Annotated in this window: 34 protein-coding genes; 20 read left to right on the top strand and 14 right to left on the bottom strand. The window is 47.8% G+C overall.

Annotation, left to right across the window (positions count from 1 at the left end; genetic code table 11):
* Positions 1-77: 77 nt before the first annotated feature.
* The 3 genes from EVJ22_RS11585 (at position 78) to EVJ22_RS11575 (ending at position 4,654) form a co-directional block, all read left to right on the top strand.
* Positions 78-2,717, top strand: a complete 2,640-nt coding sequence (locus EVJ22_RS11585; RefSeq protein WP_131441542.1) for a hypothetical protein — start codon at positions 78-80, stop codon at positions 2,715-2,717.
* A gap of 104 nt (positions 2,718-2,821) precedes the next feature.
* Complete coding sequence (locus tag EVJ22_RS11580) at positions 2,822-3,115, top strand: hypothetical protein (protein WP_131441541.1); 294 nt, start codon at positions 2,822-2,824, stop codon at positions 3,113-3,115.
* 192 nt (positions 3,116-3,307) lie between these two features.
* Entirely contained in the window at positions 3,308-4,654 is a 1,347-nt protein-coding gene (locus EVJ22_RS11575; RefSeq protein WP_131443967.1) for an FAD-dependent oxidoreductase, read from the top strand.
* A gap of 39 nt (positions 4,655-4,693) precedes the next feature.
* Here EVJ22_RS11575 and EVJ22_RS11570 read toward each other — a convergent pair whose 3' ends face one another.
* Positions 4,694-4,876 (bottom strand): PspC domain-containing protein, encoded by a 183-nt coding sequence (locus EVJ22_RS11570; RefSeq protein WP_071399020.1) that lies wholly within the window; start codon positions 4,874-4,876, stop codon positions 4,694-4,696.
* 138 nt (positions 4,877-5,014) lie between these two features.
* On the opposite strand from EVJ22_RS11570, the gene EVJ22_RS11565 reads away from it, so the two are divergent.
* Entirely contained in the window at positions 5,015-5,488 is a 474-nt protein-coding gene (locus tag EVJ22_RS11565) for a hypothetical protein (RefSeq protein ID WP_071399019.1), read from the top strand.
* Positions 5,482-6,087 carry an NADPH-dependent F420 reductase gene (locus EVJ22_RS11560; RefSeq protein WP_330857587.1) on the top strand — a complete coding sequence of 202 codons (606 nt, stop codon included), beginning with the start codon at positions 5,482-5,484 and terminating at the stop codon, positions 6,085-6,087. Before EVJ22_RS11565 ends, EVJ22_RS11560 begins: the two co-directional genes overlap by 7 nt.
* Positions 6,088-6,126: 39 nt before the next feature.
* Here EVJ22_RS11560 and EVJ22_RS11555 read toward each other — a convergent pair whose 3' ends face one another.
* Positions 6,127-6,486 carry a TM2 domain-containing protein gene (locus EVJ22_RS11555; protein WP_071399017.1) on the bottom strand — a complete coding sequence of 120 codons (360 nt, stop codon included), beginning with the start codon at positions 6,484-6,486 and terminating at the stop codon, positions 6,127-6,129.
* Between the two features lie 118 nt (positions 6,487-6,604).
* Between EVJ22_RS11555 and EVJ22_RS15575 the strand changes: the two genes are divergently transcribed.
* The 3 genes from EVJ22_RS15575 to bsh all read left to right on the top strand — a co-directional run bounded on the left by EVJ22_RS15575 (position 6,605) and on the right by bsh (position 8,280).
* A complete protein-coding gene (locus tag EVJ22_RS15575; RefSeq protein WP_173647387.1) occupies positions 6,605-6,763 on the top strand; it encodes a hypothetical protein in 159 nt (52 codons plus the stop codon).
* Complete coding sequence (locus EVJ22_RS11550) at positions 6,760-7,173, top strand: hypothetical protein (RefSeq protein WP_158625528.1); 414 nt, start codon at positions 6,760-6,762, stop codon at positions 7,171-7,173. The genes EVJ22_RS15575 and EVJ22_RS11550 overlap by 4 nt, the downstream gene beginning before the upstream one ends.
* Positions 7,174-7,305: 132 nt before the next feature.
* A complete protein-coding gene (gene bsh / locus EVJ22_RS11545) occupies positions 7,306-8,280 on the top strand; it encodes a choloylglycine hydrolase (protein ID WP_131441538.1) in 975 nt (324 codons plus the stop codon).
* 34 nt (positions 8,281-8,314) lie between these two features.
* Here bsh and EVJ22_RS11540 read toward each other — a convergent pair whose 3' ends face one another.
* On the bottom strand, positions 8,315-8,593 hold the full coding sequence (locus EVJ22_RS11540) for a hypothetical protein (protein ID WP_131443965.1): 279 nt from the start codon (positions 8,591-8,593) through the stop codon (positions 8,315-8,317).
* 121 nt (positions 8,594-8,714) lie between these two features.
* Between EVJ22_RS11540 and EVJ22_RS11535 the strand changes: the two genes are divergently transcribed.
* Both EVJ22_RS11535 and EVJ22_RS11530 read left to right on the top strand, forming a co-directional pair.
* Positions 8,715-9,092 carry a hypothetical protein gene (locus EVJ22_RS11535; protein ID WP_131441536.1) on the top strand — a complete coding sequence of 126 codons (378 nt, stop codon included), beginning with the start codon at positions 8,715-8,717 and terminating at the stop codon, positions 9,090-9,092.
* 176 nt (positions 9,093-9,268) lie between these two features.
* Positions 9,269-9,670 (top strand): hypothetical protein, encoded by a 402-nt coding sequence (locus EVJ22_RS11530; protein WP_131443964.1) that lies wholly within the window; start codon positions 9,269-9,271, stop codon positions 9,668-9,670.
* A gap of 13 nt (positions 9,671-9,683) precedes the next feature.
* Here EVJ22_RS11530 and EVJ22_RS11525 read toward each other — a convergent pair whose 3' ends face one another.
* Positions 9,684-9,893 (bottom strand): YdiK family protein, encoded by a 210-nt coding sequence (locus EVJ22_RS11525; protein WP_131443963.1) that lies wholly within the window; start codon positions 9,891-9,893, stop codon positions 9,684-9,686.
* A gap of 16 nt (positions 9,894-9,909) precedes the next feature.
* Positions 9,910-10,560 carry a CPBP family intramembrane glutamic endopeptidase gene (locus tag EVJ22_RS11520; protein ID WP_071399011.1) on the bottom strand — a complete coding sequence of 217 codons (651 nt, stop codon included), beginning with the start codon at positions 10,558-10,560 and terminating at the stop codon, positions 9,910-9,912.
* A 258-nt stretch (positions 10,561-10,818) separates the two neighbouring features.
* Here EVJ22_RS11520 and groES point away from each other — a divergent pair, with 258 nt between their 5' ends.
* From groES to EVJ22_RS11500, 4 genes are all read left to right on the top strand, one after another.
* Positions 10,819-11,103: a co-chaperone GroES gene (gene groES / locus EVJ22_RS11515; protein ID WP_016510840.1), complete on the top strand. Its 285-nt coding sequence runs from the start codon at positions 10,819-10,821 to the stop codon at positions 11,101-11,103.
* Positions 11,104-11,146: 43 nt separating this feature from the next.
* Positions 11,147-12,787, top strand: a complete 1,641-nt coding sequence (gene groL, locus EVJ22_RS11510) for a chaperonin GroEL (protein WP_016510836.1) — start codon at positions 11,147-11,149, stop codon at positions 12,785-12,787.
* A 190-nt stretch (positions 12,788-12,977) separates the two neighbouring features.
* Complete coding sequence (locus tag EVJ22_RS11505) at positions 12,978-13,301, top strand: ArsR/SmtB family transcription factor (RefSeq protein WP_131443962.1); 324 nt, start codon at positions 12,978-12,980, stop codon at positions 13,299-13,301.
* 74 nt (positions 13,302-13,375) lie between these two features.
* Positions 13,376-14,602: an MFS transporter gene (locus EVJ22_RS11500; RefSeq protein ID WP_131443961.1), complete on the top strand. Its 1,227-nt coding sequence runs from the start codon at positions 13,376-13,378 to the stop codon at positions 14,600-14,602.
* A 63-nt stretch (positions 14,603-14,665) separates the two neighbouring features.
* On the opposite strand, the gene EVJ22_RS11495 is transcribed toward EVJ22_RS11500, so the two are convergent.
* The 3 genes from EVJ22_RS11495 to EVJ22_RS11485 all read right to left on the bottom strand — a co-directional run bounded on the left by EVJ22_RS11495 (position 14,666) and on the right by EVJ22_RS11485 (position 17,335).
* Positions 14,666-15,373: an ABC transporter permease gene (locus EVJ22_RS11495; protein WP_071399006.1), complete on the bottom strand. Its 708-nt coding sequence runs from the start codon at positions 15,371-15,373 to the stop codon at positions 14,666-14,668.
* On the bottom strand, positions 15,370-16,218 hold the full coding sequence (locus EVJ22_RS11490) for an ABC transporter ATP-binding protein (protein ID WP_071399005.1): 849 nt from the start codon (positions 16,216-16,218) through the stop codon (positions 15,370-15,372). The genes EVJ22_RS11495 and EVJ22_RS11490 overlap by 4 nt, the downstream gene beginning before the upstream one ends.
* Positions 16,219-16,348: 130 nt before the next feature.
* Positions 16,349-17,335: a LytTR family transcriptional regulator DNA-binding domain-containing protein gene (locus tag EVJ22_RS11485; protein WP_131443960.1), complete on the bottom strand. Its 987-nt coding sequence runs from the start codon at positions 17,333-17,335 to the stop codon at positions 16,349-16,351.
* Positions 17,336-17,457: 122 nt separating this feature from the next.
* Here EVJ22_RS11485 and EVJ22_RS11480 point away from each other — a divergent pair, with 122 nt between their 5' ends.
* A complete protein-coding gene (locus EVJ22_RS11480) occupies positions 17,458-19,107 on the top strand; it encodes a DUF2075 domain-containing protein (protein ID WP_131443977.1) in 1,650 nt (549 codons plus the stop codon).
* A gap of 133 nt (positions 19,108-19,240) precedes the next feature.
* On the opposite strand, the gene EVJ22_RS11475 is transcribed toward EVJ22_RS11480, so the two are convergent.
* Positions 19,241-19,450: a hypothetical protein gene (locus EVJ22_RS11475; protein WP_131443959.1), complete on the bottom strand. Its 210-nt coding sequence runs from the start codon at positions 19,448-19,450 to the stop codon at positions 19,241-19,243.
* Positions 19,451-19,594: 144 nt separating this feature from the next.
* Here EVJ22_RS11475 and EVJ22_RS11470 point away from each other — a divergent pair, with 144 nt between their 5' ends.
* The 4 genes from EVJ22_RS11470 to EVJ22_RS11455 all read left to right on the top strand — a co-directional run bounded on the left by EVJ22_RS11470 (position 19,595) and on the right by EVJ22_RS11455 (position 21,993).
* Positions 19,595-20,164 carry a YdeI/OmpD-associated family protein gene (locus EVJ22_RS11470; RefSeq protein ID WP_131443958.1) on the top strand — a complete coding sequence of 190 codons (570 nt, stop codon included), beginning with the start codon at positions 19,595-19,597 and terminating at the stop codon, positions 20,162-20,164.
* Between the two features lie 278 nt (positions 20,165-20,442).
* On the top strand, positions 20,443-20,664 hold the full coding sequence (locus tag EVJ22_RS11465) for a TIGR04104 family putative zinc finger protein (protein WP_131443957.1): 222 nt from the start codon (positions 20,443-20,445) through the stop codon (positions 20,662-20,664).
* 83 nt (positions 20,665-20,747) lie between these two features.
* On the top strand, positions 20,748-21,068 hold the full coding sequence (locus tag EVJ22_RS11460) for a nucleotide pyrophosphohydrolase (RefSeq protein ID WP_131443956.1): 321 nt from the start codon (positions 20,748-20,750) through the stop codon (positions 21,066-21,068).
* Between the two features lie 454 nt (positions 21,069-21,522).
* Positions 21,523-21,993, top strand: a complete 471-nt coding sequence (locus EVJ22_RS11455; RefSeq protein ID WP_131443955.1) for a hypothetical protein — start codon at positions 21,523-21,525, stop codon at positions 21,991-21,993.
* A 26-nt stretch (positions 21,994-22,019) separates the two neighbouring features.
* On the opposite strand, the gene EVJ22_RS11450 is transcribed toward EVJ22_RS11455, so the two are convergent.
* The 4 genes from EVJ22_RS11450 to EVJ22_RS11430 all read right to left on the bottom strand — a co-directional run bounded on the left by EVJ22_RS11450 (position 22,020) and on the right by EVJ22_RS11430 (position 24,297).
* On the bottom strand, positions 22,020-22,292 hold the full coding sequence (locus EVJ22_RS11450) for a hypothetical protein (protein ID WP_131443954.1): 273 nt from the start codon (positions 22,290-22,292) through the stop codon (positions 22,020-22,022).
* A gap of 18 nt (positions 22,293-22,310) precedes the next feature.
* Positions 22,311-22,538 carry a hypothetical protein gene (locus tag EVJ22_RS11445; protein WP_071398995.1) on the bottom strand — a complete coding sequence of 76 codons (228 nt, stop codon included), beginning with the start codon at positions 22,536-22,538 and terminating at the stop codon, positions 22,311-22,313.
* A gap of 834 nt (positions 22,539-23,372) precedes the next feature.
* Complete coding sequence (locus tag EVJ22_RS11435; protein ID WP_071398992.1) at positions 23,373-23,825, bottom strand: helix-turn-helix domain-containing protein; 453 nt, start codon at positions 23,823-23,825, stop codon at positions 23,373-23,375.
* Between the two features lie 190 nt (positions 23,826-24,015).
* Positions 24,016-24,297 (bottom strand): hypothetical protein, encoded by a 282-nt coding sequence (locus EVJ22_RS11430; RefSeq protein ID WP_071398991.1) that lies wholly within the window; start codon positions 24,295-24,297, stop codon positions 24,016-24,018.
* Positions 24,298-24,755: 458 nt separating this feature from the next.
* Here EVJ22_RS11430 and EVJ22_RS11425 point away from each other — a divergent pair, with 458 nt between their 5' ends.
* Entirely contained in the window at positions 24,756-25,796 is a 1,041-nt protein-coding gene (locus EVJ22_RS11425; RefSeq protein WP_071398990.1) for a flavin monoamine oxidase family protein, read from the top strand.
* A gap of 42 nt (positions 25,797-25,838) precedes the next feature.
* Here EVJ22_RS11425 and EVJ22_RS11420 read toward each other — a convergent pair whose 3' ends face one another.
* Positions 25,839-26,270, bottom strand: a complete 432-nt coding sequence (locus EVJ22_RS11420; RefSeq protein ID WP_233589698.1) for a MarR family winged helix-turn-helix transcriptional regulator — start codon at positions 26,268-26,270, stop codon at positions 25,839-25,841.

Raw genomic sequence — 26,270 nt, 5'->3', positions numbered from 1 at the left:
CTTAAAATTAGTAATGTTAAATCAAAAATGGATTATTTTTGAAAGTTATGTATTCATAAACAGAAATGAGGAGAACGATGAACAAATGGTTATGGAGCATACTCGTTGTGCTCGTCATGGTGGCGGCGCCCGGATTAGATGTTCGGGCAGATAGTTATGCCAAGCCTGAAATTATTCCGGCGGGAGAAGTGGTAGGAAATAGTGAATATGTGTGGCGCTCGGGAGATCCTGAGACGCTCGTACATGTGAAGACCGGTGAAGTCTATACATTACCGATTCGAGTGTCTGCTGCTTATAATATTTATGCGATCGGGGACGGCCGATTTATGTTAAAAGGGTGGCCGGAGTGGGTGATGTGGGATATACGTACGAATGTAGCGACGACATTCCCAATCGAAGCAGGAAGTGAGAATCGACTCGTCTCAACGAATGTAACAACAGGAATGATGTTATGGGCTGATGACGAAAAGTATATCATCACATCGATGTCAGGTGATATTCGCGGATCACTCACGAAAGGCAGTGGTCAGGTATACAGTTTGCTCGACGATGGGAACGTCCTCGCGTTCGCCGGCGGTCAAGTGACGAAGCGGACGGTTACAGGAGAAGTGCTTGAGACAATCAGTTCCTATTCAGGACAGGTGAAGTGGGCCCGTCACATCAAAGAAGCGAATCAATGGTTCGTAATCAAAAGCGATGACTCGGAGCACATGTTTATTTTCGATTTGGCGACGAAACGATGGATTGAGAAAGATGCGCCAGACGTAAGTAATCTTACGTGGAAAGACGGCACCTACTACTTTATGACGCGAGAAATGTATACGACATTCTATGTCAGTTATAACGTCAGCACGAATGAGTGGAAAGAGGCACCAATTGATGACGCTGACATTCGACAACACGGTCCTTGGTACGTTTTTGGCATGAAGAAGACGGAGGTCTACACACCGGAGTCTTTATGGAAAGCGCCATGGCAATTGAATATTAATGTTCCGAAAACGACGACTCGCTATGAGGTAGGTCGTCCCTATGAGGTCAGCGGAACGGCGACACTCGTCGATGGAACAGCCTTACCGATTCCATGGACTGAGCTGACTGCACGTTTAGCCTATCAAGACGATCCATTCGTTTGGGAGCAAGGGAAACTGACGCTACAGACGAATGAATCGTATGACATGATTTTTAAGTGGAACGATTTTGAGCGACGGTTAGACTTATGGGCATCGAAATATGTGCCGCTCACGCTCGACCCGCCAACCGGTGTCTTAGGCCCAATCAGCGGGAAGACGGCACCGAACACGCCGGTGTTTGTCAGCGTGACGAAAAACTTGTATCAATCGAATTCATCGGATTCATTGTTGAACTATCAATCGACGACGGTCCAATCAGATGAATCAGGGCGCTATACGTGGCAACCGGCGCGTTGGTTCACACCGGGGTCTCGCGTGACCGTGAAAATCGGTAGTAAGTCTGGCGTGTACGCCGAACCAATCGAACTTCAGACGGTCAAGGAGAGTGAGGAGACGTCACCTAACGGCATCTCGGTTCTGACGAAAACCGTCACTTCAGGTGTCACGTTAAAAACGACGCCGAACGCCTCGGTGGATGTGTTGATTCGCAGTGGGAAATACTACGAAATTTCGAATGAGCAGGCAGATGAGGACGGACTCATTTCGATTAAAGAGTTCAATACGATGCCTGTAGACATCGGAACAAAAGTCTACTTCAAATTAAAAGAGGCACCCGCTTCAGCGTTCCGACTCACAACCGTGGAGACAAGAGTGGAACCGCCTGTCTTTACTTGGACTCGGACACCGTTGATTTATGACAAATCCATCAACGTTACATCGAATACCGATCAGGCCTATCGCATTTATCGAAATGGGATGCATGTGGCGACAACACGTGCGATGCCGTACACGTTTGACACCCCACTGAAAGAAGGGGATGTCATCCTCGTCACACGCTCGAGCGGCGATGCGACGTACGAACTCACGAAGACGGTCCGTGCGTTCACTCCGACGCTCAGTGTGACGGATACGTTGATGACGAAGACACAAGCGACACTCTCAATCAAGAAGACGAGCACGGCGACAGTTCGATTTTACGTGAATGATAAGCTCGTCACGGCGAAACGTCTGTCGACGACGCGTTACACGATCCCGGCCAAACCTGGGGATGTGATTCGTGTCCGAGCGGCGGTCGGATCGAAGTCGCGTGACGTCTCGGTCAACTTGCCGAAGACATCGTTGTCGACGCTCTCAATCAACGATGAGAAGTCGCTTTGGGTCGGATACGTGATTCCGAACAGTACCGTCACGTTGAAGAACGGTTCGAAAGTACTTGCTACGGCCAAGGCAAGCAGTACCGGACGAGTGACGCTCCGCTTCACCCGTCAGCCGATTAACGGGACGCTGTCCTTGACGAGTCAAGGAGGACTGTTCCGCCATGTGCAGACGTTGAAAGTGACTGTTGGTCCGACGCCGACATTCGTGACGACGATTCCATCGAGTGCGTCGAAAACGCTCAAGGCGACGTCGAATGTCGCATACGGCACATTGACGCTCACGCGTGGCTCGACCGTCCTCACCAAGAAGACGGTGACGGCTACGTCGACGACGCTCAGTTTCGCCTCACAAAAGAAAGGGACGAAATTGACGCTCCGTCTCGTGACGCCGCAAGGCCGGAGTGTGACGAAAACAATTTATGTACGGTAATAGAGGAGCCATTCGCTGAAGCGGATGGCTTTTTTCTGAGATGGGGAATGTAACAAGAAAGTGATACGATTAAACCAATCAAACACACGTCAGGGGGAGAAGCGATGACTTGGGAGTACTACGGGGATGAGCTCATCATCATCGGTGTGTTGACGACAATTTTGTTGATTGCTGTGCTGAACTTTTGGAAGTCGCCATTCAAGCGGAGACTTGTCTTCTCGTTGACGCTGCTCGTCGTGGGATACGTGTCGTGTATCATCGGACTCGTCTTCGTCCGCGGATGGGACGCCCTGGGCTGGATCTTGTACGGCTTTGCCTTGTATGTGATGGGTCTCGTCACCTATATCGGTGTCGTCATCTACCACTGGGTGAAAGCGAGACGCACGTCCAATTCATGATCAAAACCGTTCCGGTCGCGGAGCGGTTTTTTGTCGTCACAACCAGCGTTCAAACTTTAGACATAATTACGTGAAAAACTGAGCAAAGGGATTGTCAAACCTTCTTGTGAAATAGTACACTAAGTTCAGAAAGCGAATGTGATATTTGTCACAAACACTAACTTGCCTACAACTCAAAGGAGAGACTACCATATGAAAATCGCAGTCATCGGATGTACACACGCAGGAACAGCAGCAGTCAAAGGCTTACTCGCCAAGCACGACAATCTCGACATCACCGTGTATGAGCGGAACGACAACGTCAGCTTCCTCTCGTGTGGGATCGCCCTCCACGTCGGTGGCGTCGTCAAACGCGCTGAAGAATTGTTCTACTCATCACCGACCGAGCTCGAAGAACTCGGCGCGACGATGCGCATGAAGCATGACGTGTTGAACATCGATACGGAAGCGAAGACGGTGCATGCGAAAAACCTCGAGACAGGGGAAGACGTGTATGACACGTTCGACCGTTTGATCGTGACGACAGGATCTTGGCCGATCGTCCCGACGCTGCCTGGAATCGAGATGACTGGGATCGAACTTTGCAAAAACTACGGCCACGCTCAGCGCATCATTGAGCGGGCGAAGGGCGCGACAAATATCGCCGTCATCGGTGCCGGCTATATCGGCGTCGAGCTCGTCGAGGCGTTCGAAGTGTACGGCAAGCACGTCACGTTCATCGACAGTGCCGACCGCATCTTGAACAAGTACCTCGACAAGTCGTTCACGGACCAACTTGAAGCCGACATGACGTCACGCGGTATCGACCTTGAGCTTGGCCAAACGGTCGAAGCGTTCCGCGGCACAGACGGAAACGTCACGCACGTCGTCACCGACAAAGGTGAATTCGAAGCCGACCTCGTCATTCTATGTGTCGGTTTCCGCCCAAACACGGGACTGCTCGCAGGACAAGTCGACATGCTCGGCAACGGCGCCATCATCGTTGACGAATATATGCGCACGAGCAACCCGGACGTCTTCGCAGCTGGTGACAGCTGTGCCGTCTACTACAACCCGGCGCGCACACACGCCTACATCCCGCTCGCGACGAACGCTGTCCGCATGGGTACGCTCGTCGCCGAGAACCTCGTCACACCACGTGTCCGTTACCAAGGTACACAAGGAACGTCGGGTCTTCGTCTCTATGACTGGAACATCGCCTCGTCAGGCCTCACGGAAGAAGCGGCCGGATTGTTCGGCCTCGAAGTCGAGAGCGTCGTGATCGAGGACGCGTACCGCCCTGAGTTCATGCCGACGGCGGAGCCGGTCCAGTTCAAACTTGTCTATGAAGTCGGCACACACCGTGTTGTCGGGGGACAAGTGCTCTCGAAAGCGGATATGACGCAAGCGGTCAACACGTTGTCGCTCGCGATCCAAAACGAGATGACGGTCGAAGAGCTCGCTTACGTCGACTTCTTCTTCCAACCGCACTACAACAAACCATGGCACTTCATCAACAGCGGAGCGCTCGCGGCAATGAAAGACAAAGTTAACGCATAACGTAAAAGATTCGAAAGCCGCGGCTTTCGAATCTTTTTTTTATAGGTAACGTGGCGCGTCCTGCATCGAGTTGGCGAGGATGATGTAGACGAGGATGTTTCCGGGCATAATAAGAAAGAGTAACCGGACGCCGAGCGAGGACATGCCGAAGTACTCGGCGATGCCGCCGCAGACACCGGCGAGTGAACGGTCGGTCGCGGATTTTCTGAGTCGCCTATTCATGCGTGTTCACCCTTTCGAGTTTTATAATTTAAATTTAGCATATTTTCCCTGTTGCTGTGATGTTTTTTCAATCCTAAACCCGGGGAATAACTAAAGGAAAGCTGATGTGTCCCTGTATTTGTAAAAGGAGGAACCAACATGAGTAAGAAGGAAAAACAGCCGTACCATATCGTCACGTTCACGTTTCCAGAAGAGTCGATTTCGTATCAGGCGTTCAGCAAGTTGAAAAAGTATCACGCTGACGGGCTCGTCGGGTTTGAACAACTCGTCATCATCAAGCGTGAAGACAACGGGGCATTTTCATTTGAAGACGCGGTGCAGTTGAAACCGGTGACGAAGTCAACGAAAGGCGCGTTGATCGGGATGGCAGTTGGTATCCTCGGGGGACCGTTCGGGATTCTGTTCGGGACGCTCACCGGTGGACTGATCGGTGGGACGAAAGACTTGAAGCACGTCCAAAGCATTCAAGAGACGTTCAAACGGACCGTCGGTAACATCGAACCCGGTCAGACGGGCGTGATGGGAATCGGGGAAGAGTTTGACGAGTCAGTGCTCGACGGGCTCGCAAGCGAGCTCGGTGGCACGATCACCCGGACGGACGAAGAATTATAAGGGGGACTCGATACATGAAGATTGGGATATTAGGCGCAGGTAAGGTCGGGCGGACGCTCGGCCGCAAGTTCGAGGACGTCGGCTATGACGTGTTATACGGGACTCGGACCGAACGGGAAGGGACGATGTCGCTCCAAGAAGTGGCGTCAAACAGTGACGTTCTGTTACTGACGACTCCGTTCGCGGCGGCGATCGATTTGATTCAGTCGCTCCGGGATTTGGACGATAAGATCGTTATCGATGTGACGAACCCGATCGCCAAAGAGTTTGACGCGATTGAACGGCCGGAAGGGAAGTCCGGGGCCGAACATTTGCAGGACTTGGCTCCGCACGTCCGTATCGTCAAGGCGTTCAACCAGACCGGCGTCGAGAACTTGGAGAACCCTAACATGTCGATGATGTTCATCGCCGGGGACGAGCAGGAGGCGGTTCGGGCCGTCCAAGGCTTGGCCTCGAAGATTGGCTTCGACGCGCATACGCTCCACCACTTGAAGCTCGCCCGTGAACTTGAATCGCTCGCATGGTTATGGATTCATTACGCGACGAAAGAGCGGAAACATCGCAATTTCGCATTTTATTTAAAAGAGAATAACTTCTGAAAAAAGACGGTCACGCGATTGCGTGGCCGTCTGATTTCGTTAAAAGGCTGCTTGTTGCTCGTTACGAGTTTTCAACGACTCAATCGTCTCCCGCTCGATCGTTTCGACTTCGCGTTGTTGCCAACCAGGCATGAGGAACGCATCGACGAGCGCCCAAATTCCTGCTGCGAACAGCCCGACAAAACCGATCAACACAATCGTAAGGACGATTGAACCAACCGTTAGAGCGAGCATCGCGAGGGCACTACTCGTCTTTTTAAAGTAGAAACGGTGTGCGCCGAAACCTCCGAGGAAGAGCCAAAGCAAATACGCGACGACGAGATTGCGTTTCTTTTTCTCGACTTCGCTGTTGACGAGGAGCATTTCCTCGGTCGTTAAATCGGTACGTGAATAATTCATGGTGTGGTGTGCCTTCTTTCCAAAAATTGATATAATGAATTCAGACTTTATTGTAACGGGAAACGGATGAATTCCCATGATTTTCTATTTATTTTTTTGGGGAGAGAGGAATTAGCCAATGGGCTTTGCCATTTTGACGTTCATCGTCGCGTTTATTCACGTGATTGCCGGAGCGGTCGTGTTACATAAGTATCCGCAGTATAAATCGATTGCCATTAGCGTGATTGTCCTTGGCTTCATGTATGGACTATTGACGGTCGGGTTTATCGTATTATGAAGAAGCGTTCGGTAATGCTTCGTGTTCGGGAGAAGTTTTCGAACCAAGACGTACTGAAACTAGGGACGGCCGTTATGCTCGGGATGGTCGTAGTGGAACTCCTGCTCGGGGACGTGCCTCAAAGTACTTTGATGTCGTTCGCGTTAGTTTTTTATTATTGGCGCCATGACGTGGCGTATTCACAGGGTGACGCGACGGGGAAAGCCATCGGGGAACAAGCAAGTACGTTCACGCTTCGCGTCGTGATTGTCGCGTTGATGATCGGGTTCTTCATCTCGTTTCGGGTCGAGACAATCGACTATTCGTTGCGCGCGCTCATGCATTACGGACTGGCGCTCGTCTTCGGATTAAAGGGCTTTGGTCTCTGGTTTTTTCAAGACCTGGAACCTTCTATCGAACGTCACGTATAACATAGCGAGCGAGACCGGTGAAGCGACAGCTTGACCGGTCTTTTGTCGTCAGGAACTGTGGTTGAAGTCCCCGGATAACGTGAATAGACTAAAGAGTGTCGTTGTCTGTTTTTGAACGGAAGGAGTCCTGTTATGTGTACAGCCATCACGTATTCAACGAAAGATCACTATTTCGGCCGCAATCTTGACCTGAACGTCTCCTATCACGAACAAGTGACGATCACGCCTAGGAACTATCCCTTCACATATAGACGCGTGGGCGACGTCCCTCATCATTACGCGATGATCGGGATGGCGACGGTCGTCGATGACTATCCGCTTTATTATGAAGCGACGAATGAAACAGGTCTCAGTATGGCCGGGCTTAATTTTCCGGGGAACGCCGACTTCAAACCGGAGGCGAGCGGTTTAGATAACGTGACTCCGTTCGAGTTCATTCCGTGGATACTCGGACAGTGTGCCACGGTGGGCGAGGCGAAGCAACGACTTGAGACGATCAACTTAGTCAACATCGATTTCAGTAATGAACTGCGGCTGCATCCGCTCCATTGGATGATTGCCGACCAACAGCAGTCGATCGTCGTGGAGCCGCTCAAAAACGGGTTGCGTGTGTACGACAACCCAGTCGGCGTGTTAACGAACAATCCGTCGTTTGACTATCAATTGTTCAATTTGAACGACTACCGTCATGTGTCGACGAAGCTACCGGACAACACGTTTGCGAAAGCACTCGAGCTCGAAGCGTATTGCCTCGGCTTAGGCGGTCATGGCTTACCCGGTGACTTATCGTCGACGTCGCGATTCGTACGAGCGACGTTCGCCAGATTCAATTCGGTCTCCGGGCAGACTGAGTCGGAGAGTGTCAGTCAGTTCTTCAAGCTACTGGACACGGTGATGCAGACACGGGGGCTGAATGAGGCAGCGGACGGGACGTTCGAATATACGATCTATTCGTCTTGCTGCAATATGGACCGAGGCATCTATTATTATCAAACGTATGAGAACAGCCAGATCACGGCCGTGTCGCTGTTCAATGAAGATTTAGACGGGACGCGGCTGATCGCTTACCCGCTCGTCACCGGGCAACAGATTCATTATGCGAATTAAGACACAGCCGGCTTCCTGAGAAGCGGGCTGTGTCTTAGAGTGTATCGTTATAGAGCGGGGTTTCAGCGTCCGTGCTGATGACTTTCAAATGACGCTCGTTTTTCACATAGACGCTTTTATACGCCACACGTTCATCTTCATAGAATAGGATGACGCGGTTGCCGTCGTTGTCCGTCTCGACTTTCGGTTCATATTGTGCGACATCAATCGTCTCTTCGAGCACGTCATATTCTTCGTATGTTGACAGGTCGTCTGCGTTTGAACAGGCGACGAGAAACAGGGAAGCAACCGTCGCGAGAAGTACTTTCTTCATCATATCTCTCCTTATTTGATAGTCTGTCTATCAAATATAACGTAGATTGACGTCTTTTTCAAAAGCGAATGAAACTTCTAGATGACTTCTTCGTATAGAGGGGAGAGAGGAGGTGAGCGAAATGGACGGACGTAAGATGGCCATTGGCGCCGGAATCGGATTGGTGGTCGGGGGAACCATCTTCGGTGTGTCTTCGCATCTATTGTTTCTCATCGCGAGTGTGCTGTTTTATCGGTGGCACCGACGAAAAGCCGGACAGTATCCGACCTCGATCAGAGAACGCTTGTTTTGGCGCTCTAGTGAGAAGACATGGCTTGTCGCGATCATCGTGTTCATTGTGATCTTCTTAATCGGGTTTGGTGCGACGCGCGTGACGCAATCGACACAACAGTTCGCACTGACCGCGTTGACGTATTTGTTTGCGACAAAAGGACTGTTCTTGATGAATGAGATACATATGTATGAGCAAGCGGTTGAACAGGAACAGGATGAGAGGTAAGGCATCTGGCTGTTACAAAGACGAGATGACAGAACGGATACGACAATAGGCTGACGCGGACATTCGACGCGTAGTTGCTCCATTGGCAAATCGAGCGTGAGTTGAACGAAGGCCTTTATTTCATTTCACTTTATAATGAAGAACGGAAGGACGTCTGTATCGTGAGGAGGGACTTAATGAGGAAAAAATTATTGTTTGCGTTTCTGCTCTTTAACCCAATCGTATTTGTATTGGGGTGGTGGAATGGTGAGCTCATCATGATCACGTGGGCAGCGTTCGGTGTTGTCGTGCACACGTATTATCATGAGCAACTCGAACGGCTCGACGCCGAGACAATCATATCGCTACAACGGACGGTCGATTCGAAGTTGGTGTCGTCGCTCTCGTTCGTGACGATTTTCGTATTTTTTGTCGTCGTCTGGTTCTTTGATGAGATGACCGTTCCGTTACTTGATACGCTGTACGTCATCGTTGGATTGGTGATGGTACGACGGGGTCTTTTGATTCGACGCGCCATACTCGATGAAATGATTGATACGACAAATATTGTTTACATGAAGAAAAGCCCGAGCTCCTAAGCCCGGGCTTTCGTTATGCAGATTTGTCTGACCCGTCTTTTTTAGCTTTCCGAGCGAGCGTCAAGATTTGGTATACCTTGAAGAAGTCATAAGCGGCTACGGCGATGATGAAGTACGTCCAGAAACTGAAGCCGTACTCTTGCACCGAGTAGTAGGCGAGGACCGTAAACAGAATCCCGAACGAGAGACTGAACAAAAACATAACTTTTAAGTGTCGCGGCATAAGTGCCACCTCATTTCTACATTAGGAATAATACGACCATGACGAGCGCGTTGTTGAACGCGTGAATCGCAATCGGGACGATCAAGCGACGCGTCTTGGCGTAAGCGACCGTGAAGGCGAAGCTCATCGCCACATAGACAAGGATCTTGTTGTCGCCGTGGATGAGTGCGAACAAGAGTGAACTGACCGCAAACGCGATCCAAAACCCGAAGCGGGCGCTCAAGTTGCCGAACAGGATATGGCGGAACAAAATCTCTTCCATGATCGGTCCGAGCAAGACGACTGAGAGCGTCATGACTGGGACGAGACGGACGATATCAGCGATTTGCTCGGTGTTTTGTGACCCTACGAGATCACCTGATATCGCGGTCTCAATCAGGTTGGCGACGATCACGAGCCCGTACTGCATCAAAATCCCGAGCCCGATCCATTTGACCGTGTCGTTCAAGTTCGACTGGATGCCTTGTTGCTTATACAGCTTCAAGTCCGGCCAAAGCAAGAAGAACGAGATGACGATCGTTAAACTGAAGCCGATTGCGAACCAAAGGCCGGTCGACGTCGGGGTGATCCACTCGGGACGGACTCCACTAATGAGCAGCGGGAAGAACTGCACGAACGCGTAGAGTAGAATCGGGATGATGTGCCGGATTCGAATGTTAGGCGCCATCGAAAACCGGGTATTTATCGATTGGTTTGAGTTTAATGTGGCCAATTCAACACTTCCTTATTCACTAGAGTTAAGCGTTCCTTTCAATCATTGTAACAAATAAGGTCTCTTGACCGCGAGTGGAAGCGTTTTTTGATGTTCCCGCTTGCATTTTTCATCGTCTCATACTACACTAAACAGTGTTAGCACTCCATTTTGACGAGTGCTAAAACTTACGATACAACGATACATCATTCATATTCGGAGGAGGTTTTTTCAATGTTAAAACCACTAGGAGATCGCGTTATCATCGAAGTCGTGGAGAAAGAAGAAAAGACGATCGGAGGCATCGTGCTTCCTGACACGGCGAAAGAAAAGCCGCAACAAGGGAAGGTCCTCGCAGTCGGCACAGGCCGCGTGACAGACCAAGGCGAGCGGATCGCTCTCGACGTCAAAGAAAATGATTTGGTCATCTACTCGAAATACGCGGGTACCGAAGTGAAGCATGATGGAAAAGAATACTTAATCGTTCGTGAGAGCGACATTCTAGCAATCGTAGGCTAAGACTCACCATTTTTCAAAAATCTTTTTTAGGGGGAAATGAACAATGGCAAAAGAAATCAAATTCTCAGAAGACGCACGTCACGCGATGCTTCGAGGCGTCGACGCACTCGCTGACGCGGTAAAAGTAACGATCGGACCGAAAGGACGTAACGTCGTCCTCGAAAAGAAGTTCGGCTCACCACTCATCACGAATGACGGTGTGACGATCGCGAAAGAAATCGAACTTGAAGACCACTTCGAAAACATGGGCGCGAAGCTCGTCGCCGAAGTCGCGTCGAAGACGAACGAAGTCGCAGGGGACGGTACGACGACAGCGACAGTCCTCGCTCAAGCGATGATCCGTGAAGGTCTCAAGAACGTGACAGCGGGCGCGAACCCGATGATCCTTCGTAAAGGGATCGACAAAGCGGTCCGCCGTGCGCTCGAAGAACTAAAAGCCATCTCGAAACCAATCGCGTCAAAAGAAGCAATCGCGCAAGTCGCGGCCATTTCAGCAGCTGACGAAGAAGTCGGCGAGTTGATCGCAGAAGCGATGGAACGTGTCGGCAACGACGGCGTCATCACAATCGAAGAATCACGCGGCTTCACGACTGAACTCGATGTTGTTGAAGGTATGCAGTTCGACCGTGGCTACTTGTCACCATACATGATCTCAGACTCAGACAAAATGGAAGCGGTGCTCGACAACCCGTTCATCTTGATCACTGATAAGAAGATCTCAAACATCCAAGAAATCATCCCAGTGCTCGAGCAAGTCGTGCAACAAGGGAAACCAATCTTGATCGTCGCAGAAGACATCGAAGGCGATGCACTCGCGACACTCGTCTTGAACAAGCTCCGTGGTACGTTCAACGCGGTCGCGGTCAAGGCACCAGGCTTCGGCGATCGTCGTAAAGCGATGCTCGAAGACCTCGCGACGCTCACAGGCGGCCAAGTCATCACTGAAGATCTCGGCCTCGAGCTCAAGTCGGCGTCACTGAACCAACTCGGACGCGCATCGAAAGTCGTCGTCACGAAAGACACGACAACGATCGTTGAAGGTGCTGGCGATGAAGCAACAATCAAGTCACGCGTTCAAACAATTCGCAACCAAATCGAAGAGACATCGTCTGACTTCGACCGTGAGAAGCTCCAAGAGCGTCTTGCGAAACTTGCAGGCGGCGTAGCCGTCGTCAAAGTCGGTGCTGCTACTGAGACTGAACTCAAAGAGCGTAAGCTCCGCATCGAAGACGCACTCAACGCGACACGTGCAGCGGTCGAAGAAGGTATCGTCGCAGGTGGTGGTACAGCCTACATCAACGTCATCCCAGCGGTTCGCGCACTTCTTTCTGAAGTGACAGCGGATGAGGCGACAGGTGTCAAACTCGTCCTCCGTGCGCTTGAGTCACCGGTCCGTCAAATCGCGGAAAACGCGGGTGAAGAAGGTTCGGTCATCGTCGAGAAGCTCAAGAACGAGTCGGTCGGCATCGGCTACAACGCCGCCACTGGCGAGTACGTCGACATGATCGCATACGGTATCGTCGATCCGGCGAAAGTGACGCGTTCAGCGCTTCAAAACGCAGCATCAGTCTCAGCCATGTTCCTCACAACGGAAGCGGTCATCGCAGACAAGCCAGAACCAGCAGGCGCTGGCGGCGGCATGCCTGACATGGGCGGTATGGGTGGAATGGGCGGAATGATGTAAGTCATACGCCTGAACCTCTAAATTAGAGAGTTCGTGAATTATTGAAACACAAATGGCTAAGTTGGTTGTGTAAACAATCCAGTATAGCTTTTGAGAAAACCTCCAGTAAGTTCTATAAACTTACTGGAGGTTTTTTTATTAACAATCGGTTTACTAGACATATCGAATTAAATCGATATAGGATAAAGACATGGATAACTTAAATGTTTTAGATATTTTCAAGGCGCTATCAAACGAAACTCGTCTTAATATTTTGAAATGGTTACGAGAACCTGAGAAAAACTTCCCTGTTCAGCAAGCCCATTTACCAAAGGAGGTTAGCATCAAAGGTGGCGTTTGTGTTGGGGATATTCAAGAAAAGGTGAACTTATCTCAATCGACCGTTTCTCATTACTTGTCTCTTATGCAAAAAGCGGGATTGTTAGAAGCTGTTCGCTATGGACAATGGACATATTACAGACGAAATGAAGAGACATTGGCGAAAATCTCAAAGTTTATCGAAGAAGAAATTTGAGAGCCTGATGTCTTTTTTTGACCGCTTATATCGACATTTCTAGATATACCTATATGAAAATAGAGGTGACACCAATGGATCGAACTTTGAATCAAGAAGGACTAAATACGAAACAAAAAGTATTGGCGTTCACGCTGACGTTATTGACGTTTGTCATGGGGACGAGTGAATTTGTAATTGTTGGTTTGTTGACGGAAGTATCTTTGGATTTAAATATTAGCTTAGCGACAGCAGGAACTCTTGTATCCGGTTTTGCGATTGCCTATGCAATCGGGACACCGGTGTTGACGGCGTTTGTTAGTCATTTCCCAAAATATCCGTTAATGTTGACGTTGATTTCTATTTTTATCATTGGAAACATCATCAGTGCGTTATCCGCTACGTATGAACTATTAATCTTGTCTCGCATCCTTACGGCAGTAGTAAGTGGTGTTCTCGTTGCCTTATCGATGAGCATAGCCGGTGACATTATGCCGAAAAATAAGAAAGGATCAATCATCGCCTTAATTTTTGCGGGCTTTACAATTTCAAATGTGATCGGTGTCCCAATTGGCACATTGATTGGTCAACTTGGAAACTGGCAACTTACATTTTGGTTCACGACGTTGTTGGGTATAATCAGTTTGATTATGGCAATTTTGATTCTTCCGAAAAAAATGAAAGTAGAGAAAGGGTCCTTGAAAGATCAACTCGTGTTGTTGACGAATCCACGAATGTTATTGGCTTTCTTTATACCGACATTCTCGATTGCAGGGACATATACCATTTACACGTACATCACACCGATTTTAGAACAAGGTCTAGATATTCCGACAAGTTACGTGAGTATGATTTTACTAGCATATGGAGCGTTCTCGATTTTGAGTAATATTTTGGCAGGAAAGATTGCGAGTCGTAACGGAATCAGTAAGTTACGTTATGTATTTATTGTTCAAGCAATCATCTTGGGTTCACTTTACTTTACGATGAATTCAACTGTGGCTGGACTGATGAGTCTCATGTTGATGGCAATCATGATTTATGCCATGAATGCGACCGTTCAATTGTATTTAATGAACTTAGCGACAATTTATGCACCAGCAGCGAAAGATTTTGCTTCTTCGCTTACACCAGTAGCCGTTAATGTCGGAATCGCATTAGGTGCGACGATTGGCGGTTACGTAGTAGCAAGTGGTAATCTAATTCATCTTTCTTGGGTGGGCGGATTATGTGCATTGATTGCCTCTGGGTTAGCATTTGCTAGTTATCGACTTGACCGGAAAGATGCGCTGATAAGCACGAAAACGTCAAACGCATCATGATTTAAATGTTCTCAATGGAAAAAACAACCGCGAAGAAGTGACGTCACTTCTTCGCGGTTGTTTTTAGTCTGTCTGTTTCCGGTTATACATGACAATACTTCCGACAAATACGACGAGCGCCCAGGCGGCTAGTAGCGCAAGTTCTACCCAAATCGCGCCAAGTCCAGCTCCAGACTCAATCTGAAACGCAAGATCGATTAAGACGACGTTCGGTAAGTAGTCGAGAAGGCCGATGATCGCGAACCGGTCTTCGTACACCGACAACATCGGTGAAAACGAGAAGAAGAAAAACGCTGGCATGACGATGAGCGAGGCCTCCATGACTGTCTTTGTCATCAAGCCGAGTATCGTGCCAATCCCGATATAGAATAAGGTCGATACAATTAATGCGAGCGAGATGATGAACAGGTTCGCCGGCTTATACCCCATGATCCATGCACTGATGGCGACGAGGATGAGTGTCGTGATGAACGTCAACGCGCTCTTCCCGAGCAAGATGTCGAACGTGCTCGCCGGTGACAACATCAACCCGCGGAGCGTGTTTTTCTCTTTCTCTTCGGCAATCAACGCACACTGGACGAACGTCGCGACGAGGCTGAACGTGATGTTGATGACGAAGTACGTCACGTCGATGCCTTCTCCGCCGAGCTGTGAATAGAAGACGGCGAAGAACAGCGGCATGATCAACGTCGAGGACACGAATAAGTTCCGCGACAAGTCTTTATAGTCTTTCTGGAAAATGGCGAGTGCCCGTTTCATTGAAAATGTCATGATAATTTCCTCCCCGTCACTTCGATAAAGATATCCCCGAGCGTCGGCTCGTTCGAATGGATGGCCGCGATGTTTTGGTCGCGCATCTGTTCATGGAGCCAATCAGCCCCGTCTTTTCCTTGTTTCAAGTCAACCGTTTCCCCGTCATGCAGTTCGACGCGCATCGAGCCGTTCGCATATTTCCGGCGCAATTGTTTCGGGGCGTCGAGCAATTGGATTTCTCCTTGATGTAAGAAGGCGACGCGGTCGCACAGTTCTTCTGCCTCGTTCATGTCGTGCGTCGTCAAGAAGATGGTCGTCCCTTTTGCCTTCAACCGTTCGATTCCTTTATAAATATGACGCGAGTTGACCGGATCGAGCGCGGACGTCGGCTCGTCTAAAAATAACAGCTCCGGTTCATGTAGTAGCGCCCGAGCGAGAGTCACCCGTTGCAGCATCCCGCGCGATAAGTCGGAGATGCGTTTTTTGCGTTCTCCAGCCAAGTTCACCATCTGGAGCACTTCATCGATTCGTGTTCGTGGCTCGTCGTATAGGTCGCAATAGAGTTGCAGATTCTCTTCAATCGAGAGACGTGTGTAGAGGCCACTGTTATCGGTCAATACGCCGATCCGCTTCCGATACTGTTCTTGTTTTAACTCGGAGACCGGGACACCGAACACGGTCGCGTCACCTGACGTCTGGATGAGTTGTGACGTTAAGATTTTAATGGTCGTCGTCTTCCCGGATCCACTCGGTCCGAGAAAGCCGAACACTTCTCCTTTTTTAACGGAAAACGTCACGTCCTGTAGCGCCTCTTCATTACCGAATAACTTTTTTAGTTGGCTTACTGTGATGATGTCCTGCATAGTTGTTCCTCCTCGTCAGCATGTTTGTTGCTGCTTTCATCGTATGCTGATTTAGAGGGACATGCATTAAAATGGCCGTGAACAGCGCTTCTTGAGGAGTGAGTGGAGCGAATCGGTCGGTGAATGGAGCTTATTTCAGTCCGATCATCATCTTCAATTCGGCCATTTTCGTTTTCGAGAGCGGAATGGTCGTCTTTTCTGGATCATCGAGCACGAGACTGAAACTGTTCTTCGTATACGTGATGACTTCACGCACCCGTTGAAGGTTGACGATATACGATCGGTGACAGCGGAAGAAGCCGTACGCGGTCAGACGCGTCTCGAGCTCGTTCATCGTGAAGACGCTCGGGAACTGTTCCGATTGACTGTGTAATACGGATTGGCCGTCCTGGCTTTCGATGTAGTCGATTTCTGGCGGATCAAGCAAGACGATCTTCTCGTTCACTTTCGTCGGAATCTTTTCGAAACGGACGTGCATCACCTCTGGCGTGACGTCTTCGTTCGCATCCGGTTCATCCGGTTCGACATCGAGTAGGCGCAAGTGTCGATGGTCGATGCGATAGATGGTCGATGTGACGAACAAGGCACTCTCCATATTGCTTGTCAGAAGCAGGATGGTTTTTTGTTGTTGCTTCAGGTGCATCAAGACGGTCGCGAATAAGTGCCGTGTCTCTTGGTCGACGTTCTGATCCGGTTCTTCGAGGACGTAGATGTCCCGATTATGTAGCAGCAGTGCCGCGTATTGCACGCGTCGGACGAGTGACAGGCTGAGCCGGTTCAATCGTTTGTTCCGGTATGGGGTGAGTTGGACGGTTTGCAGAATCGAGTCGACCGCTTCCGTCGATTCGTAGAGCGTGTGCGTGAAACGCAAATATTCCTCGACCGTCAACCGGTCGTATAACCCGTCACGGATGGAAAAGAGCGAAAGCGTAAGATGTTCTGTATCGATGGTCCCGGAGTAGTTCGCGTGCGTATCGGTCAATAGCGCGAACAATATTTCCCGGGAAGTGACGCCACAGTGGATGGCTGCAATTTCACCCGGATTGATGGTAAACGAGATATTTTCAAGGATGAGCGTGTCTTGTTTGCGAACAGAGACGTTGTCGAAAGTAAGCACCGAATCCCTCCCTTTTTAGTGGGATTATACCATTGATTCAAAGAAGACTTGAGTAACGAATTGGAATAAGACTATGCTAAACTGGAGATAATTTGAAATTAGATGAGGGTGGGCCAGTGACTATGATCGAAGTCGTTCCGTTAGCATTTGAAAAAAATAGTCTAGACGCGATTGACCGGACGGCTGACTATTTGAACTATCCGGTCATTTATATCTTGAACGGACAAAAAGAAGCGTACATCGGGGAAACGGTGCATTTTCAAAAACGCATGAAACAGCATCTGAAGCTGAAACAAGCTGACCGGAAGAATGTGGACCAAATCAATCTCGTGAAGCACGAGACGTTCAATCGATCGGCGACGTTCCATCTCGAGACGAAGCTGATCAACTACTTTTTAGGGGACGAGAAGTACACGTTACAAAACAAAAGCAAGACGGCGAGCGACTTCACGCACAACTATTACAATAAATCGTTCTATGACAATGAGTTGTTTCCTGAGTTATGGGGAGAGCTACATAAGAATGGGCTCGTCGAAAACGACTTGCACGCCATCGAGAACAAAGACATCTTCAAATTGTCTCCGTTCAAAGAACTATCTGTTGAGCAGATGGACTTAAAAGAGCGCGTGCTCGAATTTTGTGAGGGGCGGATTACGGAGTCGAAGCCTGAAGATATGTATGGAGACTTGTACGTTATTGAAGGAGAGGCAGGCGTCGGCAAAAGTGTAGTACTCAGTTCCATCTTCAATACCATTCAGGCACGGACGAATGAGGCGGGTTCGAAGCTGTATCAGACGGAGAACTATCTGGTTGTCAATCATGAGGAGATGCTGAAGACGTATAAAGGGATTGCCAAACAGGTCAAGCATTTGAAAGCGGGTCATTTTACTAAGCCGACACCGCTCCTTAACAAATTGAAAGACCAGAAAGTCGACATCATTTTAGTCGATGAGGCGCACCTTCTGCTGACGAGATCAGATGCATACAACAACTTTCGGGCAGAGAATCACCTCGAGGAGTTGATGAAGCGTGCGAAAATCGTCATCGTCATTTTTGACCAACATCAAGTATTAAAGTTGAAAAGCAAGTGGAATCAAGGTTTACTTGAATCATTCAAACAGAAAGCAAAGCATGCGGAGACGTATCAGCTGACGAATCAGTTCCGGATGCAAGCGAGTGAAGAAGTCATCGATTGGATTAACGCCTTCAAAGACAAGCGCATTCAGGCATTCCCGGAGTCAAACGATTATGAGTTACGCGTGTTTGACACGTTAGAACAGATGCATCAGTTGATCATGCAAAGAGATAAGGAGCACGGACTCAGCCGGGTCGTGTCGACGTTTGATTATCTTCATAAAAAGGACGGCGAAACGTATTATGTCTATGAGTCGAATGGGGAATATAAATTGCCTTGGAACACGACGGGCGGAAAAACGACGTGGGCCGAGAAGTCAGAGACGATTGCTGAGGCTGGGTCGATTTATACGATTCAGGGCTTTGATTTGAACTATGTCGGGGTCGTCTTAGGTCCGTCAGTAACATACGATGAGACGAAGGATTGCCTGGTGATCGACACGAATCTTTATAAAGATACGGGGGCATACGCCGGGATTGATGGAGTCGAGAACGTCGAATTGGCGAAAGAACAAATCGTGTTGAACTCAATCAATATCTTGATGAAACGAGGCGTTCAAGGACTCTATTTATATGCGAGTAATCAAGCATTGAGAGACAAATTGTTACATATTCAAAAGAAGCGTATTCAAAGATGAATCATCATTTTTTCCACCAAGCCTTCAATCGCGAAGGCTTTTTCTTGTTTTCCAATAACGGAGTTAATTGCTTTGCCATCGCATCCGCGATTTGTTTACCGGTTCGGGAGGCAGATTGATTGTCCCAAACCGTTTAAATCGAGAATCCAACGAACTGTTCAAGTAACTCGCTATTTAACGTTAAGCTGTTCCCGCCACTTTGCACGAGTACACCACCAGGTAAAAACGTCTTAGCTTCTGTCCGATCGTGATGTGTTCTAAATGCAGATACGTATACAAGAATTTTGTTTTCAAAAGTTGTCTCAATAAATCGTTCTTCTTCAGTATTATAGTAACGAATCATTGTTTTCACCTCCGTATGTAAATATTCCCGATTCTAACTCATGACAGTCCTAGGATGAAGCGGAATGCATAAGAGCTGCTTTTTGTTTACCTCCTGTCTTCGTACATAAGATAATGAAGAAAAGGTTGGAAAAGGAGAAAATGCATGGAAATTGACCAAGTCTTGCGATTTCAACATCGAAATGACTTTCGAAAATGGCTTGAATCACATCAAGACGAACAATCGTTTTGCTGGGTCATCCTCAGTCGGAAGGGTAGCAGCGATGGACTATTGTATTTAGACGCCGTGGAAGAAGCGTTATGTTTCGGATGGATTGATGGGATTGCTAAAAAAACAGAGGAAGATAAATTAGCGCAACGGTTTTCACCAAGAAGGAAGAAAAGTAATTGGACCGAACTGAATAAAGAACGTGTCCGCAGGCTCCAACGATTGGGGTTGATGACAGAGAGCGGGATGCGTGTTCTGCCTGATATGCGGAACGAGTCGTTTGTCATTGATGAAGAAATAATCGAACGCTTGAAAGAGGACATGCAAGTGTATGAACACTTCATGGGATTCCCTGAGTTGTACCGCCGCATCCGCATCGATACGATACAAAGTGTTCGCGAAGACCGCGATTTGTATGTGAAACGACTTGATAAGTTTATCGAGAAGACAAAAGCCAACGAGATGTATGGACAGTGGAATGATGGGGGGCGTCTACTCGGTGATTAAGCTACTTTGATTGATTTTGTCGTTTGTTCTCGCCTGTTGGGCAATTCAATATGGGGTTCACGACAAAGGATTGGGGTTTCATCGATATGTGCCATTATTCACTGGTTTACCAGCGTGTTTCTATATGGAGTTGATTTAAGAGAGAGGTTGAGAAAAACACCGTAACGATGAACGAAAGCCGAATCCAGATATGCTCTTCGCATTTTATACGGTCGCTGTGACAATGTGAAACTTCTCAGGTGTTTATTCGTAATAGAAGACAGAGAAGGAGGGGGAGTATGGTACCACGTTGCACGAATTGTCACTACGAGTGGAAAATCAAAGAAGTGCTGTCACTTGGGTTTTCAAAAGACGGAAAAGCTTGTCCGAACTGTGGTCAACGACAATACATTTCTAATGAGACACAAAAGTTGTTTACGTTGGGGTATATTAGCCTCTTATTTGTTCCGTTTCTTTTTTTCCGGATCAAGTTAAGCGATCAAAATGACCCTTTTCCATAAGAATTGAATCAACTGACCCATAATAATCAGGTATGAAGATTTATTTTGAGCTTTCTTACAATACAAAACAAGGACGTGGATAAATGAACGAAGTACAACGATTGATGGACAAAGTGATCGAATTCCGTGACGAGCGCGATTGGGCATTCCACCATAACCCGAAAGATTTGGCGTTATCGTTATCGCTCGAGGCGAGTGAACTGTTGGAACTGTTCCAATGGGTGTCGAGCGAAGAAGTGCTCGAGACGAAACACGTCGAGATGAAAGAAGAACTCGCAGATGTCCTCATCTACGCGCTGACGTTTGCCCATGCGGCAGGAATTGATGTGTCGCAGGCGATTGAAGAGAAGCTTAAGAAAAATGCAATCAAATACCCGAGTGTGACAAAGGTGAAAACGCCATGAGAACGAAACACCGACGCCTTTTTCTCATGTATCTCAGTTTAGGTCTATTGAATATCGGCCTTTTGCTTATGATGCCGCTTTTTCAAATCGAGAGTTCAACATGGATGATTGTCATGTTTCCGTTATTGACTATCATTTGGTTTGTGAATGCGTTTGTGCAGTGGAAACAAATGAAAAAAATTTCGGATGAACATAGTAAAGTTGTATGAGCCAAATTAAAAGGAAATCAAGAGAGTGAATGCACGAGCCAAAATGTGGTACGGGCTCGCCATCCTTCACGGGATGATTGGCTTATTCGTAACGATTGTAGGACTTCCTTTGTCCCGTATGATTGTCCCGCTGCTACTGTGTGGGTTTCAGATTCTGTTAGCGAGACAAGAACAGGAAGTGTCCTTAGACAAATGAATGTAAATCAGATGAAGACTAGAAAGGAAGACTAGAAAGGAAGACGAATATGACCCAACGCGAACGGTTTGACCACTTATACGAGGCGGGGAAACGTTCCACTCGCCAAGCACTTCTTCTTGGATTATTCATCATCTTACTCGGCGTCATCTTTTGGTTCACAGGAGAGCGTCGACTCGCCGAACTAATTTGGTTCGTCTTATTCATTCCAGCAATCGGGTTCGTCAAAATATGGTCACGAACGAAGACCTTGCTCACGTTCAACGACGCCTCCGACTATCGGCGCCTCGTCTGGTATGAGTATTGGAGCGGGATGGCCGTGATTGTGATCTTTTGTGTGTTGATTGTGACGTTGCTGTTACGTCCGGAACAAGAGAATATTTTGATTCTCGTTGTGGCGTTCAACCTATTTGCGTGGATGGCCTCTTCTAAAATTGATCAAAAGCTTGCTAACATCGATTCCGAGCACGTCACGCATAAAATATATGAACGCGGGAAAGTCGGTTTCTTTCCGAAATGAAAGTAATCAAAAAGGAGTAGCGCGCGCTACTCCTTTTTGATTACGCGATCGACCAAGTGTTTCGCTTCAAGAAGCGACAGGTCATATGTCTCACGCAAGAATTTAACGGTTGGAATCACGCCAATCGTATCAATTTTTTCTTTGATAGACGCATGAAACTCAGCATCTTGCACGATGGGTTCAGTATGGAGTTGTTTTCGTTTCAATGCCCTCATATCTCTTGCATGTCGCGCAATGATATTGAGCAAGAAGGCGTTCAAAAGCAACGAGGCAGTCAACATGATAGTGGTCCAATCCATTCGAACACTCCTTTCGGTTTACGGGCGAGTCTCCATTTTTTCTTCGATTCGCTCGAGGCGCTCCACTAAGACGTCGAACTGTTGTTGCTGATGAGCCGCGTTTTGACGCTCAAACTCGAGTCGCGCGTCAGCTCGCTTTTCATAGCGACCCATGAATCGAAAGATCAACACGATGACGGTGATGATTAATGCTGGTGGGACAAGCATCGAAAATAAACTAAATAGTGACATAAGTAAGATATCCATTCTGTTTCCTCCTTACCAAAGTAATCCAAAACCAGTATATGTCATCACGAGTATTTAAACACACAATTATATAAGTAAAATCTACCCCCACCACATGGCCACCACAAAAATCGACCAAATAACAGCAATGGGTGCTATTATGAACAACGCCATGATAAGTTCCCGAAAGTATGTATAAGTCGAGTTTTGGTGCTTAAATAATCGAGGTATTAAAAAGACGCTTAACAAATATAATAGCCATCCCAAAATGGTCAATCCCGTTAAATAATAAATCGGATGAATCCCAACAACGTGCTCGCTTAAAAAGTAGGCAATCCCTTGTCCAAAAATACATAAGATCGTTGCCGTCAAAAGACTAGTAACCAAAATTCCGTAAAATTTCCCCATTTAATTTGCTCTTTTATTACTTATCAGCTTATTTTTTACTTGATACACTAAAAAGTTTAGAGTCAGACCATATAACAATCCGACTGCAACTCGGAGGATATAACCCGTCCACAAAATTTCAAGAGTCGATTCATCCATTATAAAGCTCCGAAATGTTTCACTATAGACCATGTGATATAGAATTGGATCTAATCCGAAAAAAAAGAACAAGAGGCCTTTATCATCTTGGTTAGTAAAGTTTAGGTAGGAGACAATCAGAGAGACAAGGACAAACCAAAAACTAAATGTTTTAATAATTTTCATAAATAGTTCCTTTCTGAGCTCTCATTTGTATGTAATCTAGATTTAGCTCGTTTTCTAGATGGTTCTAATAAGATTTTGCTTTGTTATAAAACGTCAACAAACAACACAACGTTAAGTGGATTGTTCAGAAACACCAATGACGTTTCACTTTTTTTCTAAATATTTCAGATGAAGCATGGCTTCCTCCAACTCAAAGGAACTGAACCACCGGTAATTTGAATCATCAATAATTCGAAAATGTTGGGTCACAACATTTTGTTGGAGTCTAAACTCTTTTCGTCTTTCTACTTCTTTCCACCAAATCTTCCCACCCAATGTCTTCATGACAGGTTCCTCGATATGATTAAATGTAACTAGCCTTACAACTTCCAAGCTATCTTCCCCTAGACCATTTTGTAAGATTTCACTTTGTTCAAAGAAGGCTACACATGTGACAACAACGTTCCAACTGGCTACCGCTCTTCCTTTTTCAATTTGAATCAATGTTTTTTTTGAAATACCCAAAATTTTAGACATTTCTTCTTGTGAAAACTCTTTCTCTAAGCGGATTAACCTTATTCTTTGCGACACAATATCAATCAGTTCTTCCTGGTTCATTCAAACACCTCAACTTTCGTACGAGTGTAATATTACACTATAAATGTAATTGGGGCAATAGAGACATAAATAGATAGACAAGTATATAAATGAAAATTTTACCTCTTCAGAATCTAGAAAACAGGCGAATGCCTACGAGGAACGGATAGAGTAACGACTTGAGAGAATTAGGCATGTTGGTAAATAGACGTTACCGTTCATTAAGTGGAACGTATCCAGGCTTGGTGCGTCGCCGTCTGACGTCAGAATCAAAATAATGAAACGGTGTATACATGGCTAACGAGATATAGCATGTAGCAAACGTCTTCAAGTAGAGTGGTAGTTGAATAAAATCACCTAATATTGAAATCATCAACGGGGTAAAGATGACAAATAACGCAAACGTCATCATCGATTCTGTTTTGATGAACCGATATAATACACGCATCAACCAGATGAACGGGAAATAGAGACAATAAAACAAACGCTGCACTTGAACCGTCCTTTCCTGAGCGGTCTGCTCAGATGATTTAGATTAGTCTTTTAGAAGACGTATTGATTTTTTTCTTGAACGTCACCACTCATTGCGTGGGATGTAGCCTGGTTTTGTCCTTCTGCGTCTGACATCCGATTCGAAGTAAAACATTGGGGTAAAGAGTCCTGCCGAAAGATAAAACACACTCACAATCTCTAGTAATAGCGAAACTGGAAGGCTATATCCGATTATGAGGATGTGGACAGGAACAAAGAACAGCATAAATGCATTAGACATTGTAGCTTCCGTTTTGATGAACCGATGTAATCCTCGCATCAACAAGATGTATGGGAATAAAAGATAAAAGAAAATCTGTTTCACGTCGTAACGCCCTTTCCTGAGCGGTTCGCTCAGATGATGTAGATAAGTCTTTTTCAGTATAATGGGAGCACTACGTATAAAGAAGGAGTATTTACATGAGCAAATCAATCGCCATCATCGGGGCTGGCGTCAGCGGCCTGTACGCTGCCTCGCTCCTCATCGAAAAAGGCTATGACGTCACCGTGTTCGAGGCACGCGACCGCATCGGGGGACGGGTGTTGAGCCAAAACGGTTTCGACCTCGGTCCGACGTGGTATTGGCCGGACACCGAGAAGACAATCACACAACTCGTCGACCGGCTCGGACTTCCGGCGTTCCCGCAATACGCGACCGGTGACTTGATGCTCGAGCGGCAAGCTGGTGTGATTGAGCGCCACACGTTGCCGCCCGAGCAGACCGTTCTGTCGATGCGACTTGAAGGCGGTATGGCGACACTGACCACAGCGCTCGCTGCCAGACTTCCAAAAGGGACAATCGAACTCGAGACGACCGTCACGTCGATTCAACAGACAGAAGACGGGGTATCGGTCACGGTCGAAGCAGGATCGTCAAAAACGTTCCATCACGTCATCCTAGCCATCTCGCCCCGGCTCGTCTCACGTATCTCGTTTCAACCGGAACTGTCTGAAGCGACGAAGGCAAAGCTGTCGGCTACACCGACGTGGATGGCCGGGCAGGCGAAAGTGGTCGCCGTGTATGACCGACCGTTTTGGCGAGACGCCGGCTTATCGGGCCTCGGTATGAGTTGGTCCGGGGTGTTGCAGGAGATTCACGACGCGTCAGCGCCGGGAGGGTACGGGGCACTGTTCGGTTTCTTCCGGTTGTCGCCTGCTGAGCGGGCCGCACTAGACCGGGACGAGCTCAATCGTCTCGTCGTCGAGCAATTCGTCCGACTGTTCGGGGAAGAGGCACGCGAGCCGCGTGACGTCTTGTACGTGGATTGGTCGAGTGACCGCGACACGGCAAGTTCGCAAGATGCCCAACCTTTGACCGACTTCCCTGTTTACGGACCGATTACGCTCGACACCGCTTGGGCAGGACGTCTCTCACTTGCTGGGACCGAGACGGATTCCATGTTCGGCGGTCATATCGAAGGGGCACTTCGTTCTGCAATCCGGGTCGTCGAGCAACTCTAACCAAAAATGCGTATCATCCCAAGTGAGGGACGATACGCATTTTTATTTGAACTTCTGAATCATCAACGCGAGTGCGCGATTGATCATCTTCATCTCGTCATCCTCGAGCACAGAGAACATCTCTTCGGCGAGCTGTTCTTCGATCCGGTCGACTTGTCTCGAGTAGTCGAGGCCGACCGGACCGAGCCGGATGAAGCTCTCACGCAAGTTGTCCGGATTTTTCTCTTTTTGGACGAACTGGCGTTGTTCGAGCACTTTCAACACTTGGCTGACCGCACTTTTCGAGATATTCATCTTCGTCGCGATCTCGGTCGTCGTCCATGTGTCTTTTCGTTTGAAGAGCAGCAACATCTGTTCTTGCTGGTAACTGAGTTCAAACTCGTTCAAGTCGGTAAAGTATTTGGTGAACAACAAGTCGAGCTCGTCGACTTGACGATACATCTCGATGACTTGTTGTTTGCGTGTGTCATTCAA

Origin of the sequence: Exiguobacterium sp. SH0S7 (genome assembly GCF_004337195.1) — a bacterium.
GTDB classification, from domain to species: domain Bacteria; phylum Bacillota; class Bacilli; order Exiguobacteriales; family Exiguobacteriaceae; genus Exiguobacterium; species Exiguobacterium aurantiacum_A.
Note: the sequence above shows the minus strand (reverse complement) of the source record. Positions and strands in the feature narration are given on the sequence as shown.